Here is a 21,923-nt window from a genome sequence, read left to right as displayed (position 1 = left end):
TACCTTCATTAACTTAATAATTATATATTTAATAAATTTCTTATATAAATAATTTCTAAAAACACACTTCAAGAAATAATAAATACTTTAATTGAAATAATTCATATTATGTTTTCAAAAGCTACCATGAAAGAACGACGCCAATATTATCGTGAGGAATGGAGTGAAAAAGACCTTCCTGAATTCATTAGAGATGGAATCAAAAAAAGAGAGTTTGGTTTTGACCATAATGGAAATGGTCCTAATGACAGATACAAAACTTTTAGGGGAACAGAGTCTTTAAGAAAATTCCTTAGATATAAAGCACCGTTTGCAGCATATATTTCAGTAGCTTTTTATAATAACCCTAAAAGAAGACAAGATTGGCAGAAAGCAGAATATATTTTCGATGTTGATGCGAAAGATATTCCAATCAGATCATGCAACTGTGACGGAGTATGTGAAATCTGTTTAGGTGAAGCCCTGGAAATCGTAAACTCATTAATAGATACATTAGAGGGAGATTTAGGTCTTGACAACATCCATTTAATCTATTCCGGCAGAGGATATCACATCAGAATTTTAGATGAAGAGATGATGCTTGCAAACAGTGAACTTAGATCAGAAGTATTAAAGTATACCGCAGGCGCTGAAGTGCCAAAATCACAGTTCATCAATACAGATATTTCAAATAAGGCATTCAATTTTGAGCATTTCTCAATCCCCATAGGATATTCCAAAATATTCACTGATAAAATGAAATACAATGTTCAGCATCTGACAGGTGCTGAAGAGCTTGATGGAATTAATCCAAAACTGATGAAAGATATTCTTAAGGCAAGACATCACTTGGATAATGATGAATGGGGTTATTTCAAAAGAGACATAGGCCCTAGAAGATATAAAAATTTAGTTGAGGCTATGGCTCGCGTTAACTTGGCAACCATTGATGCCAAGGTTTCCATAGATTTGAAAAGAATTTTGAGGCTTCCTTCATCACTTCACTCAAAAGTCAGCATGAAATGTATGGAAGTTAAGAACAGAGAAACTTTTGACCCATTTAAAGAGGCAGTGCCTAAATTTGTTTATGAAAGAGATGATTAATAATGGATAATGTACTAAGAGAAATTTTACGTGAAAATCAGTTTTTTGAAGAAATGAATGAAAATAGATTTGTTCCCGAATATTTGGGATTGATAGTTAATGGAGTAGTTATCTATAACGTTAACTGGGTTGATATTGTAGATAAAGAATTAATTTTAATGAATAAAGACATTCAAACACACCCCATAGCTTCATTAATGTTAGAAAATCTCAATTCATTGATGATTATTACCGATAACGGGATTAAAGAAATTTTATAAGATTAAATATAAAATTTAATCTTATCTAAGTATTACTCAGAAGCTATTTTTGTAGTATTTTTTTAATTTTCTCAAAGGTATTTTTTAGCTAATTATCAACTGAAATTGCATTGAATTTTTTCAAGGATTTTTCTTTGATGGGAAACAAGCAGCAACGGTTGCAATTGTTGCAAATTATTTATTAACAGTTTTAAATATTGTTGTCAGACTGTTTGTCATGTATATTATGCAATGTTTCAAACTGCAATCGCATTACTGACCCAGAAAAATATGATTTCCAAATCTCATGAGCATTATTATGCTTTTGGCATAGAGTATATTAAAACTGGGTTTTTGATAAAAAAATAGATTTAGGCAGATTTAAATCAAACCTAAAATTAACTTAATTTTTCAATACTTTCCAATATTTCTGGATTAAGACGGAATGCTTCATTGAAACACTCTTCAGCCTCATCAGACATGCCCAGGTTATTGTATAATAATCCTTTCATCAGATACGGGAAGGGATCATAGGGATTTAACTTAATAGCTTTATTGACAAATTCGAATGCTTCTTCTTTTTTTCCAAGTTCCAAATATGCCTGCGCCTTCAAAAGTATGATTTGAAGTGTTCCGTCATCCTTTAAATTTATGATTCTCTGACAGACTTCCTTCAGCTTTTCCTCATCATCCATATTTTCATAGACTATAGTCAATGTTGCAAAAACATCAAGGTTTGTCGGGTCAAGCTCTATCACCTTTTCAGCATATTTCAGTGCATCATCTATCATGTCAAGCTGAATACAGCAGAAAATTAAATTTGTATAGTCTTCAATGTCTGCCTTATCAATTTTAATCAGTATCTTAATCAAATAGCAGCATCTTTCAAAATCCTGATTGATATATGCCATGTAAGATAGCTGCTTTAATATTATATCATTTTCCGGATCGATTTCCAAAATCTTAACTAGATACTCCTCTGCCTTTTCATCATTGTCAAGGTTCATATAACATGATGCAATGAGAACATAGGATTTGATTTTTTCATTATTTGGACAATCTTTTGCATATACTTTTAATGTGGTAATGGCCTGTTGGTATTTTTCAAGCCCAACTAACGCTTCAGCTTTTCTAAAAAGTAGAGATGAGGCTTTTTCAGGGTCTTCCAAAATAAGTTCATCAATTATTTTTATTACCTCATCATAGTTTTTCTCTTTTTCAAAATGCTCAATCAACTTTTCACTCATAGGATTATATTATATTTTTATTCTATTTATAAGTTGTGTTTAAAGTATTAAAAAAATAATGATATCAAGTTTCAACCCAAACATTTGGAAATGATTTCATTGCTTATCTCCTCAACTGATCTATCGCCGTCAACAACATTCCAGTTGTAAGTAAACTTTCTGGATTTGTTTCTGGCTTTAATAAGTGATTCCTTATTTTCAAACATTTCAGTATCCTCATTACGTGAACCAATCCTTCTTAAAGATTCTTCAGGAGATACATCTAAAAAAAACATATATTCAGATGTAGGAAGTGCAAAGCAAACAATCTTATAAACAATTACATTCACCACATCCGGAAGATACATAACTGCCAAAATGTATCTTGAAAAAATTAAAACATCAATGCTCCCATCATGAGAGTATTTTCTCACAGATCTAATTGCATCCAAACCAAAATAAACTGTAGCAAGCAAATGATTGATTTTACCTGTCTTTAATAAAGCAGCCTTGGATTTACGGCCATATCTATTGTCATCACAGGGGTGTGAACGAACTACTACGTTTTTCCCCTGCTTTTTAAATGTTTGTGCCAGCAAATTAATTTGTGTATCCTTTCCAGACCCATCAAGTCCATCAATTACGATAAATTTCATGTTATGTCACTGTAAATTAAATCTTTGACTATGTATATTAATACATCTTAGTGATAAACTACTTTATTTTGAAGGCATTTCTAATTTAGTTTGATATTCAATCGGATAAAATTCTGTATACTTGGAGTTTCTCTCAATAGGGTTTCTTCCGAGATTTTTAACCATACTGTCCAAAGTTTCAATAGATGCTTCAACTCCATCAGGAGCACCTGATGCTTCAGAAAGTTCATCTCCACCCAAAGTTCCTCCCAAATCATTAGCACCTGCTGTGAGAACAACTTGAGCAAATCTGAAACCCATTTTTACCCATGATACCTGAATGTTAGGAATCAAATCCCTCAACATTAATCTGGATACTGCATATAACTTCAAGTCCTCTGTACCGCTTGCTCCAAGGTTTCTTTGACCTTCCAAAAATATCGGAGAGTACTCATGCATAAAAGTCATTGGAATAAATTCCGTAAATCCGTGGGTTTCTTCCTGCAATTGACGAATAACGTCAATGTGCTCTACACGCTCTTCCAATGTTTCAACATGCCCATACATGATTGTAGCGGAACCTGGAATACCGACTTCATGGGCAGTTCTGACTGTATCAATCCATTCCTTAACGCTGACCTTTTCAGGACATATTATTTCACGTGATCTGTCAGTCAATATTTCTGCTGCAGTACCTGGCAAAGTATCAAGTCCCGCAGATTTTAATCTCTCACAGGCTTCAGCCATATCCATACCAGATAAAACAGCAGCATCCCTAATCATAGTAGGTGAAAATCCATGAATCATGACATCAGGATATTCTCCTTTAAGCAAATGAAGCAAATGTTCATAATATTCAATGTCAGCATCGGGAAGTACACCTCCCATTACACAGAATTCATGAGCACCCTTTTCAACAGCGCCCTGAGCCTTAGCCAAAATCTGCTCATCGTTTAAAATATATGCATCAGGGTCATCAGCATCCTTACCAAATGCACAAAATCCGCATCTAACCGTACAGATGTTAGTGAAGTTAATATTACAGTTATTAATAAACGTAACATCGTCACCAACTATTTTGCTCCTCAAATAATCTGCAGTTGCGATTAACGGATATAAATCCGGCCCTTTAATATTCATCAAATGATTTCCTTCTTCAACAGAAATTGGCTCATCCAAAGATTTAGTTAAAATTTTTTCTGTTTTTGAAGAAATTGGTAGTTTATCAAACATGAATATTAATAAGTAAATAATTTAATATATATCTTACCATTAAACATTAATTAAGAAATAAAATGTACAGATTTGTACTGAACAAAATTAAAGAAATAAAAAGATGATTATATGGATAGTACAGAAGCTATTTACAACGGATTAAAAGATGCCGGAATAGACTTTATTGTAAGCGTTCCTTGTGTCAACTTGTCCAAACTATTAAATATGATAGATGAAGATGATGAAATAATTCACATACCAGTTACAAGAGAGGAAGAGGGAATCGGACTATGTGCCGGAGCATATATGGGAGGAAAAAGAACAGCTATACTAATGCAGAATTCAGGACTTGGAAACTCAATAAATGCATTAAAATCACTGACTGAACTATATGGATTTCCTCTTTTGATGATAATAAGCCACAGAGGAACAGAAGGGGAAAACATATGCGGCCAAGTTCCGATGGGACAATCAACCCCTTTGATTTTGGAAGCTATGAATTTCAACTTTTTTACTCCAGGAAACCCTGAAGGGGCATATGAAGACATGAGAAACTCATGGGAGTTATCCGAAGAGGAAGGAAAGCCCGTTTCAATACTATTAGAAATTAAATATTGGTGATAACATGAAAAGAAGAGATGCTATTTTAAAGATAATGGATTCAATAAATGATGAACTGATCATCTGCAATATAGGATTTCCATCAAGAGAACTATATGACATCAAAGACAGGGCTGAAAACTTCTATATGATTGGATCAATGGGACTTGCATCATCAATAGGACTGGGCTTAGCACTATCAAAACCTGATAAAGATGTTGTTGTAATTGACGGCGACGGTGCATTGCTCATGAATATGGGATCACTTGTTACGGTCAATGCATGCAAACCAAGAAATCTGACATGGATTGTAATAAACAATGGCGCATACGGCTCAACAGGAAATCAGGAAACCTATGCTAAAGACCTTGATTTAGAAGAAATTGCTGATAGTGTAGGTTTGAAAAGCCATGATTTTTATGGAATTGGCTTAAAAAGATTGATAAAAGATGATGAATGTCATTTTATAGTATTCAACTGCAAGCCAGGTAATTCAGAAGCACCTATAATCGACCTAACACCCGAAGTCATCAAAAAAAGATTCATGAAGGCAGTCAATGACTAATCAATTCATGAATTAACCATCACTTTTTAAAAAAAATGAGGGAATTATAATTCCCCTTTTGCTTTTCTTCCGTCAAGAAGTTTTAAACCTAAATCTCCTAATTTGTACTTTTGAATCTTACCACTTGTGGTTAATGGGAATTCTTCTACAAAGAAGACATATTTAGGTACTTTATATCTTGCAATGCTTCCAATACAGAAATCACGAATGTCCGCTTCAGTTACATCATCAAATCCTTCTTCTTTTATGATGAATGCACCAACGATTTCACCGTATTTCTCATCAGGAATACCTGCGACCTGAACATCCTGAACACAGTCATGAGTAAATAGGAATTCCTCTATTTCTCTTGGATAAATATTTTCTCCACCTCTGATAATCATATCCTTGATACGACCAACAATGGAGTAATATCCCTCTTCATCAACTGTAGCCAAATCTCCTGAGTGAAGCCATCCGTCGGGTTCAATGGTTTCTGCAGTTTTTTCAGGCATATTGTAATATCCTTTCATTACATTGAAACCTCTGCACATGATTTCTCCAGTTTCGCCGGGACCTAACTCTTCACCGGTTTCAGGATCCACAATCTTAACTTCGATATTTGGGAATTTTCTTCCTACAGTATTAATCTTTTTCTCAAATGAATCTGATGCGTTGGTTTGTGTAAAACCTGGAGCTGCTTCTGTCAAACCATATACACTTGTAATCTCTTTCATATTCATTTTTTCGATTGCATCCTTCATGGTTTCAACAGGACATGTGGAACCTGCCATAATTCCAGTACGTAGGGAACTCATGTCAAACATGTCAAACATAGGATGGTTCATCATACCTATAAACATTGTTGGTACACCATAAATTGAAGTACACTTTTCCTTTTGGATTGATGATATTGCAAGAAGAGGATCATACTCCTCAAGCATAATCATAGTGGAACCGTGAGTAATGACTGCCATAACACCTAAAACAGTCCCAAAGCAATGGAATAATGGTACTTGTAGAAGCAATCTGTCTTTTTCAGTATAATTCATATTTTCCCCGATGTAAAATCCGTCATTCACTATGTTTCTACTTGTAAGCATTACTCCTTTAGGAAAACCTTCTGTACCGCTTGTATACTGCATATTGATTACGTCATTTTGAGTTACGGCATCCTTTACCTTCTGATACTCATCATCATCGTAGTTCATACCTAGTAATATCAATTCATTGGTATTATACATTCCACGGTGCTTTTCCTGACCTACGTGGAAAACATATTTTAGACATGGGAATTTTTCACTGTTTAGACTGCCTCTAGCGCAATTTTTCAATTCAGGAACAAGCTCATGAATAATGTCAAAATAACTTGTATCCCTAAATCCGTCAGTCATTGCTATTGCTTTCATGTCTGACTGTTTTAATACATATTCCAGTTCATGAGACTGGTATGCTGTATTTACCGTTACAATTGTTGCACCTATTTTAGCAGTTGCAAACATGTAAGTTAACCATTCTGGGACATTTTTAGCCCAAATACCAACATGGTCTCCTTTTTTTATACCTAAAGCCAATAGTCCTTTAGCAAGGTTATCAACACGTTCATCAAATTCTTTATATGTAAATCTTAAATTTCTATCAGGATAGACAATAAATTCATGGTCAGGTTGTTTTTCTACTTGTGTTTCGAAAAACTTTCCAAGAGAAAGCTCTGTAAATAATTCACTCATTTTTTCACACCTTTTAATTATTTTTTGTATTTTCGTAAAAAAGTCTATTTTCAAATTTTGCTTCTGTTTGCAATCGCAATCCTTTCAATGCCAAATCTGGTTTAAAATATCTAAAATTGTCATTTCCTTCAAATCCTTCGTTATTATTGTTGCCAAATTGTATTTTAAACATTTTAACCAAAAACTCCTTTTATTTAATATGGTGTGTAAAGTACTGCTAATATTTTAGATTCTTTTTTGCCTGCTGCATGTAAGTGGTGTGGGACAACTGAATCATAAAATATGCTGTCACCTTCACCCATTGTGAAAGTGTCTTTTCCATAGATAACTTCAATTTCTCCTTCCAGCACATAAATAAATTCTTCTCCTTCGTGGGAAGATAACTCTTTTTCTCCTTCCTCATATTCAATATCAATTAAAAATGGATCAATGTTCCTGTCAATCTTACCTGCACCCAATGAGTGGAATTCTAAATTGCTTGCATTTGTAACGTCTTCCCTTCCTGAAAAATATAATGCACTTGTTGGTTTTCCTGCTCTTGTTACTACAGGTCCGATTTGTGGTGTATCATCCAAAAATGTTCCGAGCCTAACGCCTAATGCTCTGGCCATTTTAGTTAATGGAGTAAGTGAAGGAATAACTTCTCCAGATTCCATAGCTTTTAGAACATCAAGTTTAACACCACTATTTTCTGAGAGCTCTTCTATGCTCATATTCTGTCTTTCTCTAATACTTTTAATTTTTGAAGCAAATTCTGTATTTTTCTCCATGATATCACTTTTTTACATTAGTAATACTAAAATTTTTAGTATAATTAAAATATGATTTTTTATTTATATAAAAGTTTGTAAAATCATATAATTTATTAAGATTTATTCAATTTTATAATTTTTTTGATTAAATTTTTTAGACAATGTTAAAAAAACAAGTCATAAAAAATGGCATATCATCATAAGAATTCAGAAATTATTGAATTTTTGAATTAAAATTATGCTGAAATCACGAATTATTGAGTTTTATTAAAAAGTTAATCTTTGATGTAGATTGGCAAAATAATAAAATAATATTTTAATGATAATAACTAGAATATTAAGTTTACAGTTAATTAAATTATATTTTTAATAAAGAAATAGTTAAATTATTAATCAAATATTTGATTTAAATAAAGAAAAAGTAGGAGTAAAAAATCAATACTCCTAAACTATAGTAATTTTGTTTGAAAGTTTTGCTGCACCATAAGTTGATGTGATTAAATATTCACCACTTTGTAAGTTAATACTTAATTTAGCATCACCATTGCTATCAGTTAATCTGTTGTAGATTATACCATGGATGTTGAAATTAATGAGCTGATTTGGATAAGGTTTACCTTGTCCATCCAACAAATGAACTACAAACTGAGAACCATCATGATAACTCATTTTCATGTCATCCGCTATAAGCGTAGGCAATACAATAATAGTATTGCTTTCACGGCAGTCTTTGTAATATGTAGTAATGATATATTGTCCAGGTTCAATATTAATATTCAATCTAACATATCCATTTTCATCAGTTACACGGGTGTAGAAAACACCATTAATATTGAATGTTACCTTTTCACCAGCACCAGCATATGATCCGTTATCAGCAACAATTCTAGCAACAAATTGAGTTCCATTACGGAAGTATTTGGTTATATCATAATTTTCAACAATTAATGATATTACAGTTACGTTATTGGTTCTCATTTCCTTGGTAACCGGATTAATAGCAGTCAATATATATGTTCCTTTTTCAAGGTTAATGTTCAATTTTGCCCATCCAGTAGCATTAGTGGTTCTAGTGTAGAATACACCATGAATATTGAATGACACTTCAGCATTTGACAATGGATTACCTTGAGCATCTGTGAATAATGCATAGTAGTGAGTTCCATTTCTAAATACTTTGAATACATCATCGGCATAAATTGTTGGATTAACTGTAATACTGGATGATACTGATGTTTGATTAAATTCAGAATTACCTTTGAATGTAACGGTTACTAGATATTCTCCACTATTTAAACTAATAGCAATAGAAGCAGTACCGTTTTCATTAGTGGTTCTGCTATAACTTACACCATTGACAGTAATTGTTATGTTGGCATTAGCAATCTTTTTACCGTTCATATCTTCGAGATATACATAGAATCTTTCTGGTCCTGAGTAATATTTAACAACAGCAGGAGCATCAATGAACAATTTATTTGCAACATCTATAATAGAAGTGTTTGTTTTAGGTGAATATTTCTCATCACCGTAACTTACTGTTATGTTATGTTTTCCTGGTTTTAAATCATCCACTTTAATGGTTGCAGTACCATTTTCGGCTTTAGCTGTATAATTCTTGCCATCAACGATTACGGTAACGTTTCCTTCAGCATCTTCCGGAAGGTTGATTGTAATATCTTTTCCATCAACAGTGACATTCATTGGATAATCTTTCACTTTAGATACTTGAACCGTAGTTGAAGTGGAATTAGCAGGATATTTAGCATCACCGGCAAATGTTGCTTTAATTGTATAATTACCTTCATTCAAACCTGGAATATTGAATTCAGCTATACCGTTGTTGATTGGAGAAGTATAAGTTTTACCATTAATTTCAACAACAGCATTACCTTTAGCATCACCAGGAACAATAACCTTGACTGTTAAATTATCTCCAACATTAATATCTTCTGCATTAATATCAATAGGAGTGGCACGTCCGCTTTCAATAGTGAATGAAGTGGATTTTTTAACTTCAGCATATTTATTATCACCAGGATATTTAATACCGACATCATATGTTCCCTTATTCAAGTCAGTTAATAGTAATTTACCAGCACCATTTGTGACATTCATGTAGTAACCTTTACCATCAACATCAACTAAAACAACACCATTAGTATCTTTTGGCAGATTTACAGAAAATTCCACATTATTGCCATCAACAGCAACATCCACATCAAATGGATAATCATCGACTTTTGGAATTACAATATCAGTTGTATTCTCATAGACAGTGTAGTTTTTATCACCGTAGATGACTTCAATTGTGTGATTTCCCGGAAGTAAATCAGTAATGTTAACAACAATAGTATTATTAATAACTTCTCCGGTTACGTTTTTACCATCAATAATAACAGTCACATTACCTGTTTGATTTCCTGGCACTTCAATAATGATAGTTTTATTTTCATCATCAACATTGATTTTAATATCCTCATCAGTAACAGGTTTAACAGTGAATGAAGTTACATTTGATTGGGAATTATACTTGTCATCACCTAAAAATACAGCAGAAACATTAAAATCACCTGCATTTAAGTGATTTAATATTAATACTCCATTACCATCCGTAATATTCACATAATATCCATTGGAACCTACATTGACTAAAACAATACCATTTTCGTTTTCGGATAAATTAATTTCTATGTTTTCAGTGCTGCCTGCAGTAATATTTTGAGCAGTTACAATAACATCAAGATTTAATTTGCTTACAGTGAATTTAGCAGTGTTTTGACTTGCCAAATAATTTTCATCACCATTGTAAATAGCTGTAACTTCATAATCCCTTGCGGATAAATCAGAAATAGTGAATCTTGCCACACCATTATTTAATGTTTCAACATACCCCCTTCCTCTAATTACAATAGTTACATTACCTGTAGCTCCGGCAGTAACCCTAACGGTAATGATTTCATCTTGACCTACAACAATATTATTAACAGATATTGATACATTTGAAGCTTTTTTATTGGTTACTTCAAATGAAGTTTTATTTTCAGCTTTATTATAAGTATCATCACCATTATAATAAACAGTAGCTGTATACTTACCAACATTCAAATCATAAACTGTCAAATTACCTTTACCTTTACTTATGAATGTTGTGTAGTTATTATTGCCAATATTAATAGTTACCAAGTCAGAAATATCTTCAGACGTTTTTATGATTAATGTAATGCCCTGGCCAACAATAATGTTTTCACCAGCTATCTCTATTAATGTTGTGATTTTGGATATGTTTACTTTAAATGAAGTTGATGAAATGTTGTAATTATTATCACCCATATAAGTAACATTCACGTCATGCTCATCTACAAGCAGACCGGTTACATTAAACTTAGCTACACCATCAATGACATCTGCATAGTAATGAGCACCGTCAACAGTCAACAAGACATAACCTGTAGCATCTTTTGGTAATGTAATATTTATAAATTCCACATTGCCAACAGTAGTGTTTGTTACACTGTGGCCTAATTCAGCGTTCTTTTTATAAACAGTGAATTTTCCAGTAGTGTTGCTTGGCAAGTACTTATTATCACCGAAATAATATGCAGTCACATGGTAATCACGAGCAGATAAAGAGGATAATGTGAAATTAACTTTATCGCCAGTCAACGGTTTGGTATATGCATCACCAGCCACTACAATTGTAACGCTGCCTGTAGCACCAGGAGTAACATTTGCATAAATCACCACATCATCACCGATAACAATACTATTTACATTTATATTAATATCTGATTCAGATCTTGATTCAACAGTGAATGTGGTATCATTTTGTGCTGCATCATATCTTAAATCACCTTCAAAGTAAACAGTTACATTGTGTAAACCAGCAGTTAAATTCCTAAGAGTGAAATTACCTTTACCCTCTTTAACAAAGGATGTGTAATTTTTACCATCAACTTCAAGGATTATAACATGGGTTAAGTTTTGTGAAGCTGTAATTGTTAATTCTTCATCACTGCCGAATGGGATGTCATTACCTTGAACAGTGATATCAATTTTGAGTTTAGATACTACATATGAATCTGTTGTGGAATTACTGTAATACTTATCATCACCCAAATATGTTGCATTCACGGAAAATGTGCCTGATTTAGTAGAAGGAATAATATATTTAGCGGTACCATTAATAACATCCGCATAGAAATGTGTTCCATTGATGTTAATCAAAACATATCCGGTAGCATCTTCAGGTAAAGTTACTGTAATATTAACAGTTTCATTGATTTGAATATTATTTACATCGATTTTAGGAGTTACAGAGTTTTTGTAGACTGTAAAGTTAGTTTCATTAGTGGATGATAAATATTTGTCATCACCATTATAGACTGCACGTACCGGAATAATGCCTTCACCCAAACCGGAAATAGTCAATTTAGGATTAGTTACATTTACGGAATAATGCTTACCGTTAACATAAACATCAATAGTACCATTTACACCAGAAGGTAAAACATTAAATTCAATAGTTACATTTTCACCAACTTTAATGTCTTTAATCGGATTAATTGAAATTGAAGAATCAATTTTTGATACTGTAAATACACTAGTTCCTTCATAGAATAATGTCCTACCATCAACCGTTTCAATATATGTCGCTTTAACATTATAAACACCTGATGATAAATCTTTTAGAGATACAACTGCTTTACTAATATTTTTATCTACATCATAAGTGAATGATGCATTAGTTGGAACTCCCTCTATGTAAATTGTCACGTTTCCAGCATGATTTCCTTTTAATATAACTTCAATATTTTCAGTTTCGCCAACATTGATTTTTTCAGTGTGAACATCAAGATTGCCCTCACTTGCATAAACTTCAAAAGTCAAGTTATTGGATTTATTTGAATAATACATGTAATTTTCCTGATATTGGGCAGAGACATTATATATGCCAAAATCAGGTTTGACAATAGTTAAATTACCTTCACCATTATTTATATAAGCAGTGTATACTTTAACATTATTACCAATTTCAACAGTGACATATACAACACCAGTTACGTTATTAGGACCTGTCATATGAATGGTAACTGCATCGCCAAATGCATAATCATTTCCACCAGGCAGGTCAATAGTAATTGTTGGAGTTAATTTGCTTACAGTGAAATTAGTTTTTGCTTCAGTTGAATTGAATTTATCATCACCAGGATAAGTTAGAGTAACATTGTATTTTCCCACAGCCAAATTATGAATGGATATGTCAGCCTTACCATTAGTGATGTTAGCATAATATTTAGTTCCGTTAATATCAATTAAAACAACACCAGTTGCTCCAGCAGTGATATTTACACTAATTACAGTTGATTCACCGGAGTAAATATCTTTAGCAGTAGCATTAATTGATGTAGGTTTTTTATTTACACTAAATTCTGCTGTTGAATCACTATCTAAATAATAATCATCACCAAGATAGTATGCAGTTATATGATAATCACGGGCAATAAGTCCGGAAATTGTAAAGTTAGCTTTAGAATTGTTTAAAGATTTGGTATATGTATCACCAGCTATAACTATAGTAACATTTCCGGTAGCTCCTTCAGTAACATTTACATAAACGACAACATCCTCATCCACTGTAATGTTAGATACTTCAACAGTTATTTGAGAAGATTTCTTAGCATTTACTTTAATGTTTGTAGTGTTGTTTACAGCAGCATATTTAGTGTTACCTGGGAAGTAGACAGTTACGGTGTATTCACCTTCAGGCAAATCAAATACGGTATATGTACCGTTTCCATTTTCAACGAAAGTAGTATAGTTTTTACCGGTCTTGTCAGTTTCACTAGCCACATTAATTATTACAACTTCCGTAATGTTAACGCCTAAAGTAATATTGAATGTAACATTTTGACCGACGAATATGTCTTTACCCGTTATATTGATACCTGTATCAATCTTAAATACGGTATAAGATCCGTTTGTAATATTGCTTAGATAATTATCATCACCCAAGTAAGTTGCATTAACTACAAAATATCCTGTATTAGAAGGACGAATTGTGTAATTTGCAGTTCCGTTAATGATATCAGCATAGAAATCAGTACCGTTAATGTTTATTAAAACATGTCCTGTTGCATCTTTAGGTACTTTAACGGAAACATTAACTAATTGAGAAATATCTATATCAGATACAGATAAGTCAAGAGTAGGGTTTTTCTTGTGAACAGTAAAGTTTGATGTAGTATTACATAAATCAAATTCATCATTACCCATGAAGAATGCTGAAATTACATAGTCACGAGCGGTTAAATTTGAAACAGTGAAATTAACTTCTCCATCGACAAGATTACGGGTGTAAGCTAAACCGCCTATTGTCACATAGACAGAACCGTTTATACCTTTAGTAGCATTTACATAAACTGTAATATTTTCCCCAACAGTTATATCCTCAACTGTTACATTAATACTTGATGCTTTTTTACCTATTACGGAAATATTTGTTTTGTTTGAAACATTCAAATAATCTTCGCTTCCAGCATAGTAAACTATAATATCATAATCTCCAACAGTCAGATTATAAACATCCAAACTACCGTTTCCCTTGTATACGAAGGTTGTATAATTTGTTTCACCAACTTGAACAGTTACTAAATCAGTTATTTCTCTAGACATGTTGAATTTTATAGCTAAAACATTACCTACAATAATATTTGAAGCATTAATAGTGATGTTTAGAGGCATTTTACTTACTGTGAAGTAAACTGTAGTAGAATTAACATTAAAGAAGTCATCCCCATTATAGCTAACTACAGCGGTGTAATTTCCATCAGCCAAATTAATTAATGTCAAGTTAGCTTTTCCACCATCATCCAAAGTTACCTGATAAACAGTACCATTCACATTAATGTATAAATCACCGGTAGCAGTTTCATTTAATGTAATATTAATTATTTCAGATAACTCTTTAGTAATGTTATTGACTTCAACATCAATAGTTGTATTTAATTTAACAACTGTAAATGAAGTTGAGTTTTCAACATAATCATATAATGCATCGGAATATGAAATATATACATCATATTGACCTTCTTTTAACCACGGAAGTGTTACTGTAGCAGTATGTGTATCTGTATTGATTTCAGCATCTATGAATTCCTCATTATAATTGAAAGTTACTCTTCCAGATGCTTCATCAGGAAAAGTGACTGTAATAGTATTATTTTCAATTACAGTAATAATATTAATTAAATCAATAATTAAATCATAATCAGATATTTTATTAACAGTTACAGCATAGAAAGAAGTTTCTGCGCTAGTATGATTTACATCACCATCATAATATGCTTTAATAAGGTGATCTCCAGGCATTGTATTATTTAAAGTTAATGTAACTTTATTATCTATAATTTCACAATCCTTTGGAACATTGTCAACATAAATTGTTATATTTCCAGTAGCATTTTCTGTAATTCCTACTACAACAGTAATATTTCTGCCTTCAACAGTTATAACAGGAGTTAAAATAGTTTTAATCTTATTTACTCTAAATGTAGTGGAATTGTAATTTAATGCATATTTATTGTCTGTAAAATTAACTTTTACAAGATAATCTCCAACAGATAATTTGGACACGTTTAATTTTGCAATGCCTTTTTTAACTTCAATATTATTATATGAAGTGTTATTTACTGTTATGTTTGCATATCCATTTGCATCGGTTGGAAGGTTTACTATTACAGTTGCATTTTCACCAACAATAATGTCTGAAACTGTTACATTTATTAAATAATCAGTGACTTTAGGTAGGGTGATTGTTTTATATGTAGTATTTTCCAAGTATTTTCCATCGCCTGCATAACTTGCAGTTACCACATATTCATTAGGATATACATTACTTATATCCAAAGTAGCCTTACCATTTACAATAGTCACATTCTCATTAATATCTCCAATGCTAATTGAAACATTTCCTGTTGCATCATCAGGTAGACTTACAACAATAGTCCTACCTACAAGTTCAATAGCTATCGTAGAGTTGACTTTACTCACAGTAAATGTTTTTGTCACATTTTTGCTTTCATACTTATTAAATCCCTGGTATAATACAGTGATGTTATAAGTTCCGGCAGCCAAATCTGTAATGTTGAATGATACATTACCATCATTAATATGCTGGGAATATGTTCTTTCACTGAAATTACCGTAAATCAATATATCTTCTGTTGCATCAGCAGGAAGAGTTATATTAACCACTTCAACTTGACCAACATTAATGTCTGATACATTTACAGTTAAATTATAGTCGGACACTTTGATTACGACAAGATTAACCGGTGTTGAATTTGCATTATATCTGTCATCCCCACTATATGAAATGGATGGGGAATATGATTGTGCCAAAGGATATCCCGGAACGGTAATGTTAGCTGATCCATTTACTAATTCCACTGAATATGTTACCATACGGGTAATTACATTAATTGTTCCGGTGGCGTCTTTAGGTAATTGAACTTTAAATGTTACATTTTCATCTACTTGAACAGGGGATTTAAATTCAGGATTTAAATCAACATTTAATTTAGAAATTACAACACTTCCGGTTTGAGTTTTTAATGTGTATTTTCCTTTTTCTTCAAAACTTACACTGTATGGGAATGTACCGTAATATGGAGCAGTGATATTAACAACAGCCACACCATTTTCAACAGTTCCCTGATATTCATTTCCAAATAGAATAACACTTACATTTCCACTGGCGTTTGTAGGCAATTCTACAGTAAATGTAATATTATCCCTTACATAATTTGGATTGCTTACAGTAACCTCAAATAAGTAATCTTCAATAGGAGAAACTTTAAAGCTGGAGGCAACTGCATTATCTCGATATTTAATATCATTTTTGAGACTTACGGATAGGGAGTATACTCCTTCTTTTAATCCTGTTACATTAAACCATCCAGTTCCATTAACAACATTGACAATATTATTAGTATATTCAGTGTTATCAATTGTAATAGTTACATTTCCATTGACATCATTTGGTAAAACAATTTTAATGGTTTCATTTTCTCCAACATAAATATCAACAGGAGTTACATCAAATTGATATGGATAAACTTTAGTTACAAATGCTTCAGAAGTTCTATGGGAATCATGATATTTATCATCACCGACATAATATGCTGTAAAGTCATATTTTCCATAAGCCAAATTAGGAATTTCAAAGTATACTGTACCGTTTGTAATATTTGCAGTGTAATTTTCTTCATTGATGCGTACAGTAACATTTCCTTTAGCATCATCAGGCAAAGTAATATTAATTGTTAAATTTTCTCCGACATTAGGACTATTTGTTACAATATCAAATTTATATTGAGTTATCTTAGATACAAAAATTTCAGTAGATTTTGAAGAAGCTTCAAATTTTTCATTACCCAAATATTCTACCAAAATAAAATATTTTCCTTCAGCCAGACCACTAACAGGACGAATAATAGTACCATTACCAACAAGTACTTCTATTGGATCATTATCTTCAAGTTTTATACTTACTTTATCTGTGGTATTTGCTTCAGGAAGATATATTTTCAAATAAGCAACATCACCAACATATATTGTATCACCTTCAACAGTGAAATTATAGTCCAAAGTCTTATGACTGTTTAAAGTGATATTTTTGGAAATTTGTTCATATTTTTCATTACCCCCATAATCAACTTTTACCGGATATTCCCTACCAGGTTCCAAGCCCGGTACGGTTAAATTAGCTTGACCATTTTCAACAACAATATCTGGATAGGTTATGCCGTTAACAGTAATATTAACATAACCTGTAGCATCATCCGGTAGGGAAACTGTTATGTTCGCATTGCTTTGATTTGTCTCACCAGATGGAGTGAACTCATAATCGGAGATTTTTCTTACATGGAACTCTTCAAATACACCATGACGAGGTTCATATTTATTATCACCAGCATAAGTTGCATCAATTATATGATTTCCGGAAAGCAAACCAGTGACATTTACAGATCCATATCCATTTTCTACTTTGAAAATATGAGTTGTTCCATTAATGATAATTGTAACATTACCGGTTGCATCTTCTTCAATTTTAACAACAATTGTTGCATTGTCTCCCACATAAATATCTGCAGCATAGAGTTCGGCATAATAATTAGAAATTCTGATTACATTCAATGGATAATCCTTTATATCGGAAGAGTATTTTCTATCACCTGAATAAGTTACATTAAAGCGGTAGTTATTCCATGATAAACCTGTGATATTGAATGTGGCTACACCATTTTCAATCTCTTTAGTGTAATTTGTATTGTTTATTGTAATTGTAATATTTCCTGTTGCATCACTGTCAGTTGTTACCTTAATTATAGCATCATCATCAACATAAATTGTACTGTTATAATCAACAGTGATGGTAGGAGTGTTCCTTATCAGGTTAACAGTGAATGTTCTATTTGAACTTAAATATTTACTGTCGTTTACAATATAAACGGTACCATTATAACTTCCGCCCAAAAGACCAGGAATTGTTACAATATCCTTTCCTTTACTCATTGATGCAGTATAGTTTGTACCATTTATGTTAACATAGACATCTCCATCAATATCACTAGGGAGGGATATATCAACATATACATTTAGGTCATTGTCTGCTGATGCGGATACATTAAAGTCATATGCACGAACATAATTTACATTAAATGAAGATGTTGCATTTGCAGTGTTATATAATGGACCTTCCTGATAAACGGCTGTAATATTATATGATCCTCTTGCAAGGCCACCAATAATGAATTTAGCCACAGTACCATTTGCATATTCATAGTATTGTGTACCATTTACATTTAGTGTCACATGCCCTTTAGCATCAGCAGGTATAATAACAGAAATAGTTGCATTTTCACCAACCATTATATCTGCAGTCTGAACGATAATAGTCATGTTCTTTTTAGTTACATTGAAATATGTAACAGTATTGTTTTCATAATACTTTTCATTACCATCATGATATACTCTTACAGTAATATTACCTGCAGGCAAATCACTTTCATATATAGTTATTGATGTTTTATTATAATAAACATATTCATTATCATTAACATAAACATATGCTTTACCATTTATATCCTCAGGGAATTTAACGTCAATAGTAGCTATCTGACCTGCATATATATCATTAACTGTAATATTAATTGGAGTATTATATTTATATACAGTGAATGTAGTTTCATTATATGAACTATCAAACAATACATCACCATTATAAAATGCAAAAACAGTATAGTTACCACCAGCTAGATTAGTTAAATTATATTGTCCAGTACTATTAATAAGATTAATAGTATACATTTTATTATTTACAAATAAGAATACATTACCTGTAGTACCATTTGTAGTATTAACAGTTATCGTAGTTACATTACCATAATATACATTATTAGCAGTAACATTAATAGTTGAATTACGTAGTACAACTTTAATTTCTACATCCGTTGATAATGATTGATTATATTCATTAAATGAAGCAACTATATCATAGGTATTTGGAGCTAAATTATGCAATACCAATACAGCAGTACCGTTAATCAAAGTTACATTATAGTGAACATCATTAACCGCTATATCAACTGTATCATTATAAGTAGTATTAACAACATCTAAAGTAATTGTTACAGTTTCACCATAGTTAACCTGCTCTACAGTAAGGTTTAATACTAAATATAATATTCCACCACTTTTAACTGTAATGTTTGCAAAATTATTTGAATCATATCCTATAGCATGAACCCTATGTTCACCTATTTTAATATTATCTATATTAGATATAAAATGAGTTCCATTATATGTGGTAGGTAAATTCTGATTGTCATATACATTTACAATATTTTTTATACCATCAAAATAGTTTCCATTATCATCAACAATTGAAGTATAAATAATCATTGAATCATTACCTGAAATAACAGTAATATTATCTAATGAAGTAATATAAACTTGAGTTAAAATCTTACCATTATTATTAATTAGGTTATTGAAATTATTTTCAATCAAATTAGCAGTTGATGTATTTCCTATATAAACAGAATAGTTACCTCCTTCAGGAGCAAGTTCTGTATTTTGTTTTAATGTAGCATTAGAAGAATGTTCACATAAATAAATTCCTTTGTCAGACAATAATTTATTGTCTACAATCTGTCCGTTATCACCATGCCAATGAATAGAACCTGTTGTCACATTATTATCATTGAAAGTGGATTTTTCAACAATACCATTGTCAGCAGCCCAGTAAATGGAAGAACCGTTTTCACCAGAGTTATCTACAAAGTCAGTCTCTGAAATCTTACCATTATTTCCATTCCAATAAACGCCCCCACCTATAGGAGCGGTATTATTTTTAATTAATGAATTTTTTATTTCGACATTATTTGATTTGACATAAACTGCTCCACCTCCAAGAGTTGCAGTGGAATTTTCAATAGTAGATGATGAAATAGTGGCTTTACCTTTATTGATATATACTGCACCACCATAATTTGCACTTGCATTATCTATAGAAGAGTCTACAATATTCATTGTACCTCCAATATCTGAATATATCGCACCACCTTGGACTGCTTGAGTATTGCTTATATCGAGATTGCTTCCAAGGAAAGTGGAGACTTCATTATGAATAAATATTGATCCTCCTTGAGTTGCAGAAGCATTTATGATTCTAGAGTTCTGTATTTCAGCAGTACCTGATCTGGAAAATATTGCTCCTCCAGAGTTAGCAGTAGAATTAATAATAGTTATATTATTTGCTTCAATAAAACGAACTTTCATTGAACCTCCCTGATTACTTGCTGAATTATTAACAAAAATAATGTTTTCAAGTTTCAAATCAACTGCTTGACCATAACAGAGAGCTCCCCCATGAGAAGCAGAATTTTCATAAAATTCAGAATCATATATACTAGTCGTTCCAGAATATCTTATTGCACCACCCTCACCCAAAGCAGTGTTTCGGATAAATTTTGATGATCTGATAGTGGTTTCATAAGACCTGTGAATATAAATAGCTCCACCACCTAATGAACCGGTATCAGAGTTTTCTGTAAAATTACATCCTTCTATGTTCAAATAACATGAATGTTGCTGATTATTAGGATTAGATAAATAGATTGCACCCCCATCAGAACCAGCATTGTTTTTATTAAAAGATGAATTGATAATATTAGTTACGGAACCCTCATAATAATTAACAAATATTGCTCCACCTCTAGAAGAACGTGCAGTATTATTATCAAAAGTACAATTAATTATAGTTAAATTTGCACCTAAAAAGTTAATAGCAGCACCGTTACTATTATAGTAAGCATTTTTAAAAACTATATTTTTAAAAGTTATATTTGAAATATATGATGGAACATTAAATATTCTACCCAAACCATTTGCATCAATGGTATGTCCATCACCATCAATTACAAGGTCATTACTATAAATATAAATACCTGAACTAGATTGAGAACCCGTTGTAAATAAATAATCATCATCCAAATATACTGTAGAACCAGAACTAGCCGAAGATATTTTATTAGATAAGTCTTGTCTAGTTCCACCCAAAACATCATCCGAATTTGAAACGCCTAAAACAGCATTATCTTCAGGCAGTGTGATATTTTCATTTGTTCTAATATTATTATTCGGAATTTCAATTACTTGTTTTTCATGACTTAACAGTGTTAAATTATCACTTTGTTGAGAATCAATTGCCGATACAGAAGAAATTGATACAAAAAGAGTAATAATTAAACCCAATATTAAAAATTTTTTATATATAATTATAAAAACCCCCCATTTAATTTCAAAATGTTTACACTTATAAGAAATCAATAG

The 21,923-nt window shown here is 31.8% G+C and carries 11 protein-coding genes; 4 read left to right on the top strand and 7 right to left on the bottom strand.

Annotated features, from left to right (window positions below):
- Positions 1 to 108: 108 nt before the first annotated feature.
- Together priS and SM9_RS04915 are read left to right on the top strand one after the other, a co-directional pair.
- Positions 109 to 1,083 carry a DNA primase catalytic subunit PriS gene (gene priS / locus SM9_RS04920; RefSeq protein ID WP_058739075.1) on the top strand — a complete coding sequence of 325 codons (975 nt, stop codon included), beginning with the start codon at positions 109 to 111 and terminating at the stop codon, positions 1,081 to 1,083.
- Between the two features lie 2 nt (positions 1,084 to 1,085).
- Entirely contained in the window at positions 1,086 to 1,343 is a 258-nt protein-coding gene (locus SM9_RS04915) for a hypothetical protein (protein ID WP_058739074.1), read from the top strand.
- Positions 1,344 to 1,720: 377 nt separating this feature from the next.
- On the opposite strand, the gene SM9_RS04910 is transcribed toward SM9_RS04915, so the two are convergent.
- The 3 genes from SM9_RS04910 to cofH form a co-directional block, all read right to left on the bottom strand.
- Complete coding sequence (locus SM9_RS04910) at positions 1,721 to 2,569, bottom strand: tetratricopeptide repeat protein (protein WP_083495837.1); 849 nt, start codon at positions 2,567 to 2,569, stop codon at positions 1,721 to 1,723.
- Between the two features lie 71 nt (positions 2,570 to 2,640).
- Positions 2,641 to 3,204, bottom strand: a complete 564-nt coding sequence (locus SM9_RS04905) for a nucleoside/nucleotide kinase family protein (protein WP_058739072.1) — start codon at positions 3,202 to 3,204, stop codon at positions 2,641 to 2,643.
- Between the two features lie 63 nt (positions 3,205 to 3,267).
- Positions 3,268 to 4,416 carry a 5-amino-6-(D-ribitylamino)uracil--L-tyrosine 4-hydroxyphenyl transferase CofH gene (cofH, locus tag SM9_RS04900; RefSeq protein ID WP_058739071.1) on the bottom strand — a complete coding sequence of 383 codons (1,149 nt, stop codon included), beginning with the start codon at positions 4,414 to 4,416 and terminating at the stop codon, positions 3,268 to 3,270.
- Between the two features lie 111 nt (positions 4,417 to 4,527).
- On the opposite strand from cofH, the gene comD reads away from it, so the two are divergent.
- Together comD and comE are read left to right on the top strand one after the other, a co-directional pair.
- Positions 4,528 to 5,019: a sulfopyruvate decarboxylase subunit alpha gene (gene comD, locus SM9_RS04895; protein ID WP_058739070.1), complete on the top strand. Its 492-nt coding sequence runs from the start codon at positions 4,528 to 4,530 to the stop codon at positions 5,017 to 5,019.
- 4 nt (positions 5,020 to 5,023) lie between these two features.
- Complete coding sequence (gene comE, locus SM9_RS04890; protein WP_058739069.1) at positions 5,024 to 5,563, top strand: sulfopyruvate decarboxylase subunit beta; 540 nt, start codon at positions 5,024 to 5,026, stop codon at positions 5,561 to 5,563.
- A 44-nt stretch (positions 5,564 to 5,607) separates the two neighbouring features.
- Here comE and SM9_RS04885 read toward each other — a convergent pair whose 3' ends face one another.
- From SM9_RS04885 to SM9_RS04875, 4 genes are all read right to left on the bottom strand, one after another.
- A complete protein-coding gene (locus SM9_RS04885) occupies positions 5,608 to 7,272 on the bottom strand; it encodes an AMP-binding protein (RefSeq protein ID WP_058739068.1) in 1,665 nt (554 codons plus the stop codon).
- Positions 7,273 to 7,285: 13 nt separating this feature from the next.
- Positions 7,286 to 7,444, bottom strand: a complete 159-nt coding sequence (locus SM9_RS12350; RefSeq protein WP_232299186.1) for a hypothetical protein — start codon at positions 7,442 to 7,444, stop codon at positions 7,286 to 7,288.
- A gap of 22 nt (positions 7,445 to 7,466) precedes the next feature.
- Complete coding sequence (locus SM9_RS04880; protein ID WP_058739067.1) at positions 7,467 to 8,042, bottom strand: XRE family transcriptional regulator; 576 nt, start codon at positions 8,040 to 8,042, stop codon at positions 7,467 to 7,469.
- A gap of 426 nt (positions 8,043 to 8,468) precedes the next feature.
- Complete coding sequence (locus SM9_RS04875; protein ID WP_058739066.1) at positions 8,469 to 21,845, bottom strand: Ig-like domain repeat protein; 13,377 nt, start codon at positions 21,843 to 21,845, stop codon at positions 8,469 to 8,471.
- Between the last annotated feature and the right edge of the window lie 78 nt (positions 21,846 to 21,923).

This window comes from Methanobrevibacter millerae, assembly GCF_001477655.1.
GTDB lineage: Archaea > Methanobacteriota > Methanobacteria > Methanobacteriales > Methanobacteriaceae > Methanocatella > Methanocatella millerae_A.
Note: the sequence above shows the minus strand (reverse complement) of the source record. Positions and strands in the feature narration are given on the sequence as shown.

Coding starts and splice junctions, on each gene's coding strand:
- comD (WP_058739070.1), top strand. CDS start 4,528: ATGGATAGTACAGAAGCTATTTACAACGGATTAAAAGATGCCGGAATA.
- SM9_RS04910 (WP_083495837.1), bottom strand. CDS start 2,569: ATGAGTGAAAAGTTGATTGAGCATTTTGAAAAAGAGAAAAACTATGAT.
- SM9_RS12350 (WP_232299186.1), bottom strand. CDS start 7,444: ATGTTTAAAATACAATTTGGCAACAATAATAACGAAGGATTTGAAGGA.
- SM9_RS04915 (WP_058739074.1), top strand. CDS start 1,086: ATGGATAATGTACTAAGAGAAATTTTACGTGAAAATCAGTTTTTTGAA.
- SM9_RS04905 (WP_058739072.1), bottom strand. CDS start 3,204: ATGAAATTTATCGTAATTGATGGACTTGATGGGTCTGGAAAGGATACA.
- priS (WP_058739075.1), top strand. CDS start 109: ATGTTTTCAAAAGCTACCATGAAAGAACGACGCCAATATTATCGTGAG.
- cofH (WP_058739071.1), bottom strand. CDS start 4,416: ATGTTTGATAAACTACCAATTTCTTCAAAAACAGAAAAAATTTTAACT.
- comE (WP_058739069.1), top strand. CDS start 5,024: ATGAAAAGAAGAGATGCTATTTTAAAGATAATGGATTCAATAAATGAT.
- SM9_RS04880 (WP_058739067.1), bottom strand. CDS start 8,042: ATGGAGAAAAATACAGAATTTGCTTCAAAAATTAAAAGTATTAGAGAA.
- SM9_RS04885 (WP_058739068.1), bottom strand. CDS start 7,272: ATGAGTGAATTATTTACAGAGCTTTCTCTTGGAAAGTTTTTCGAAACA.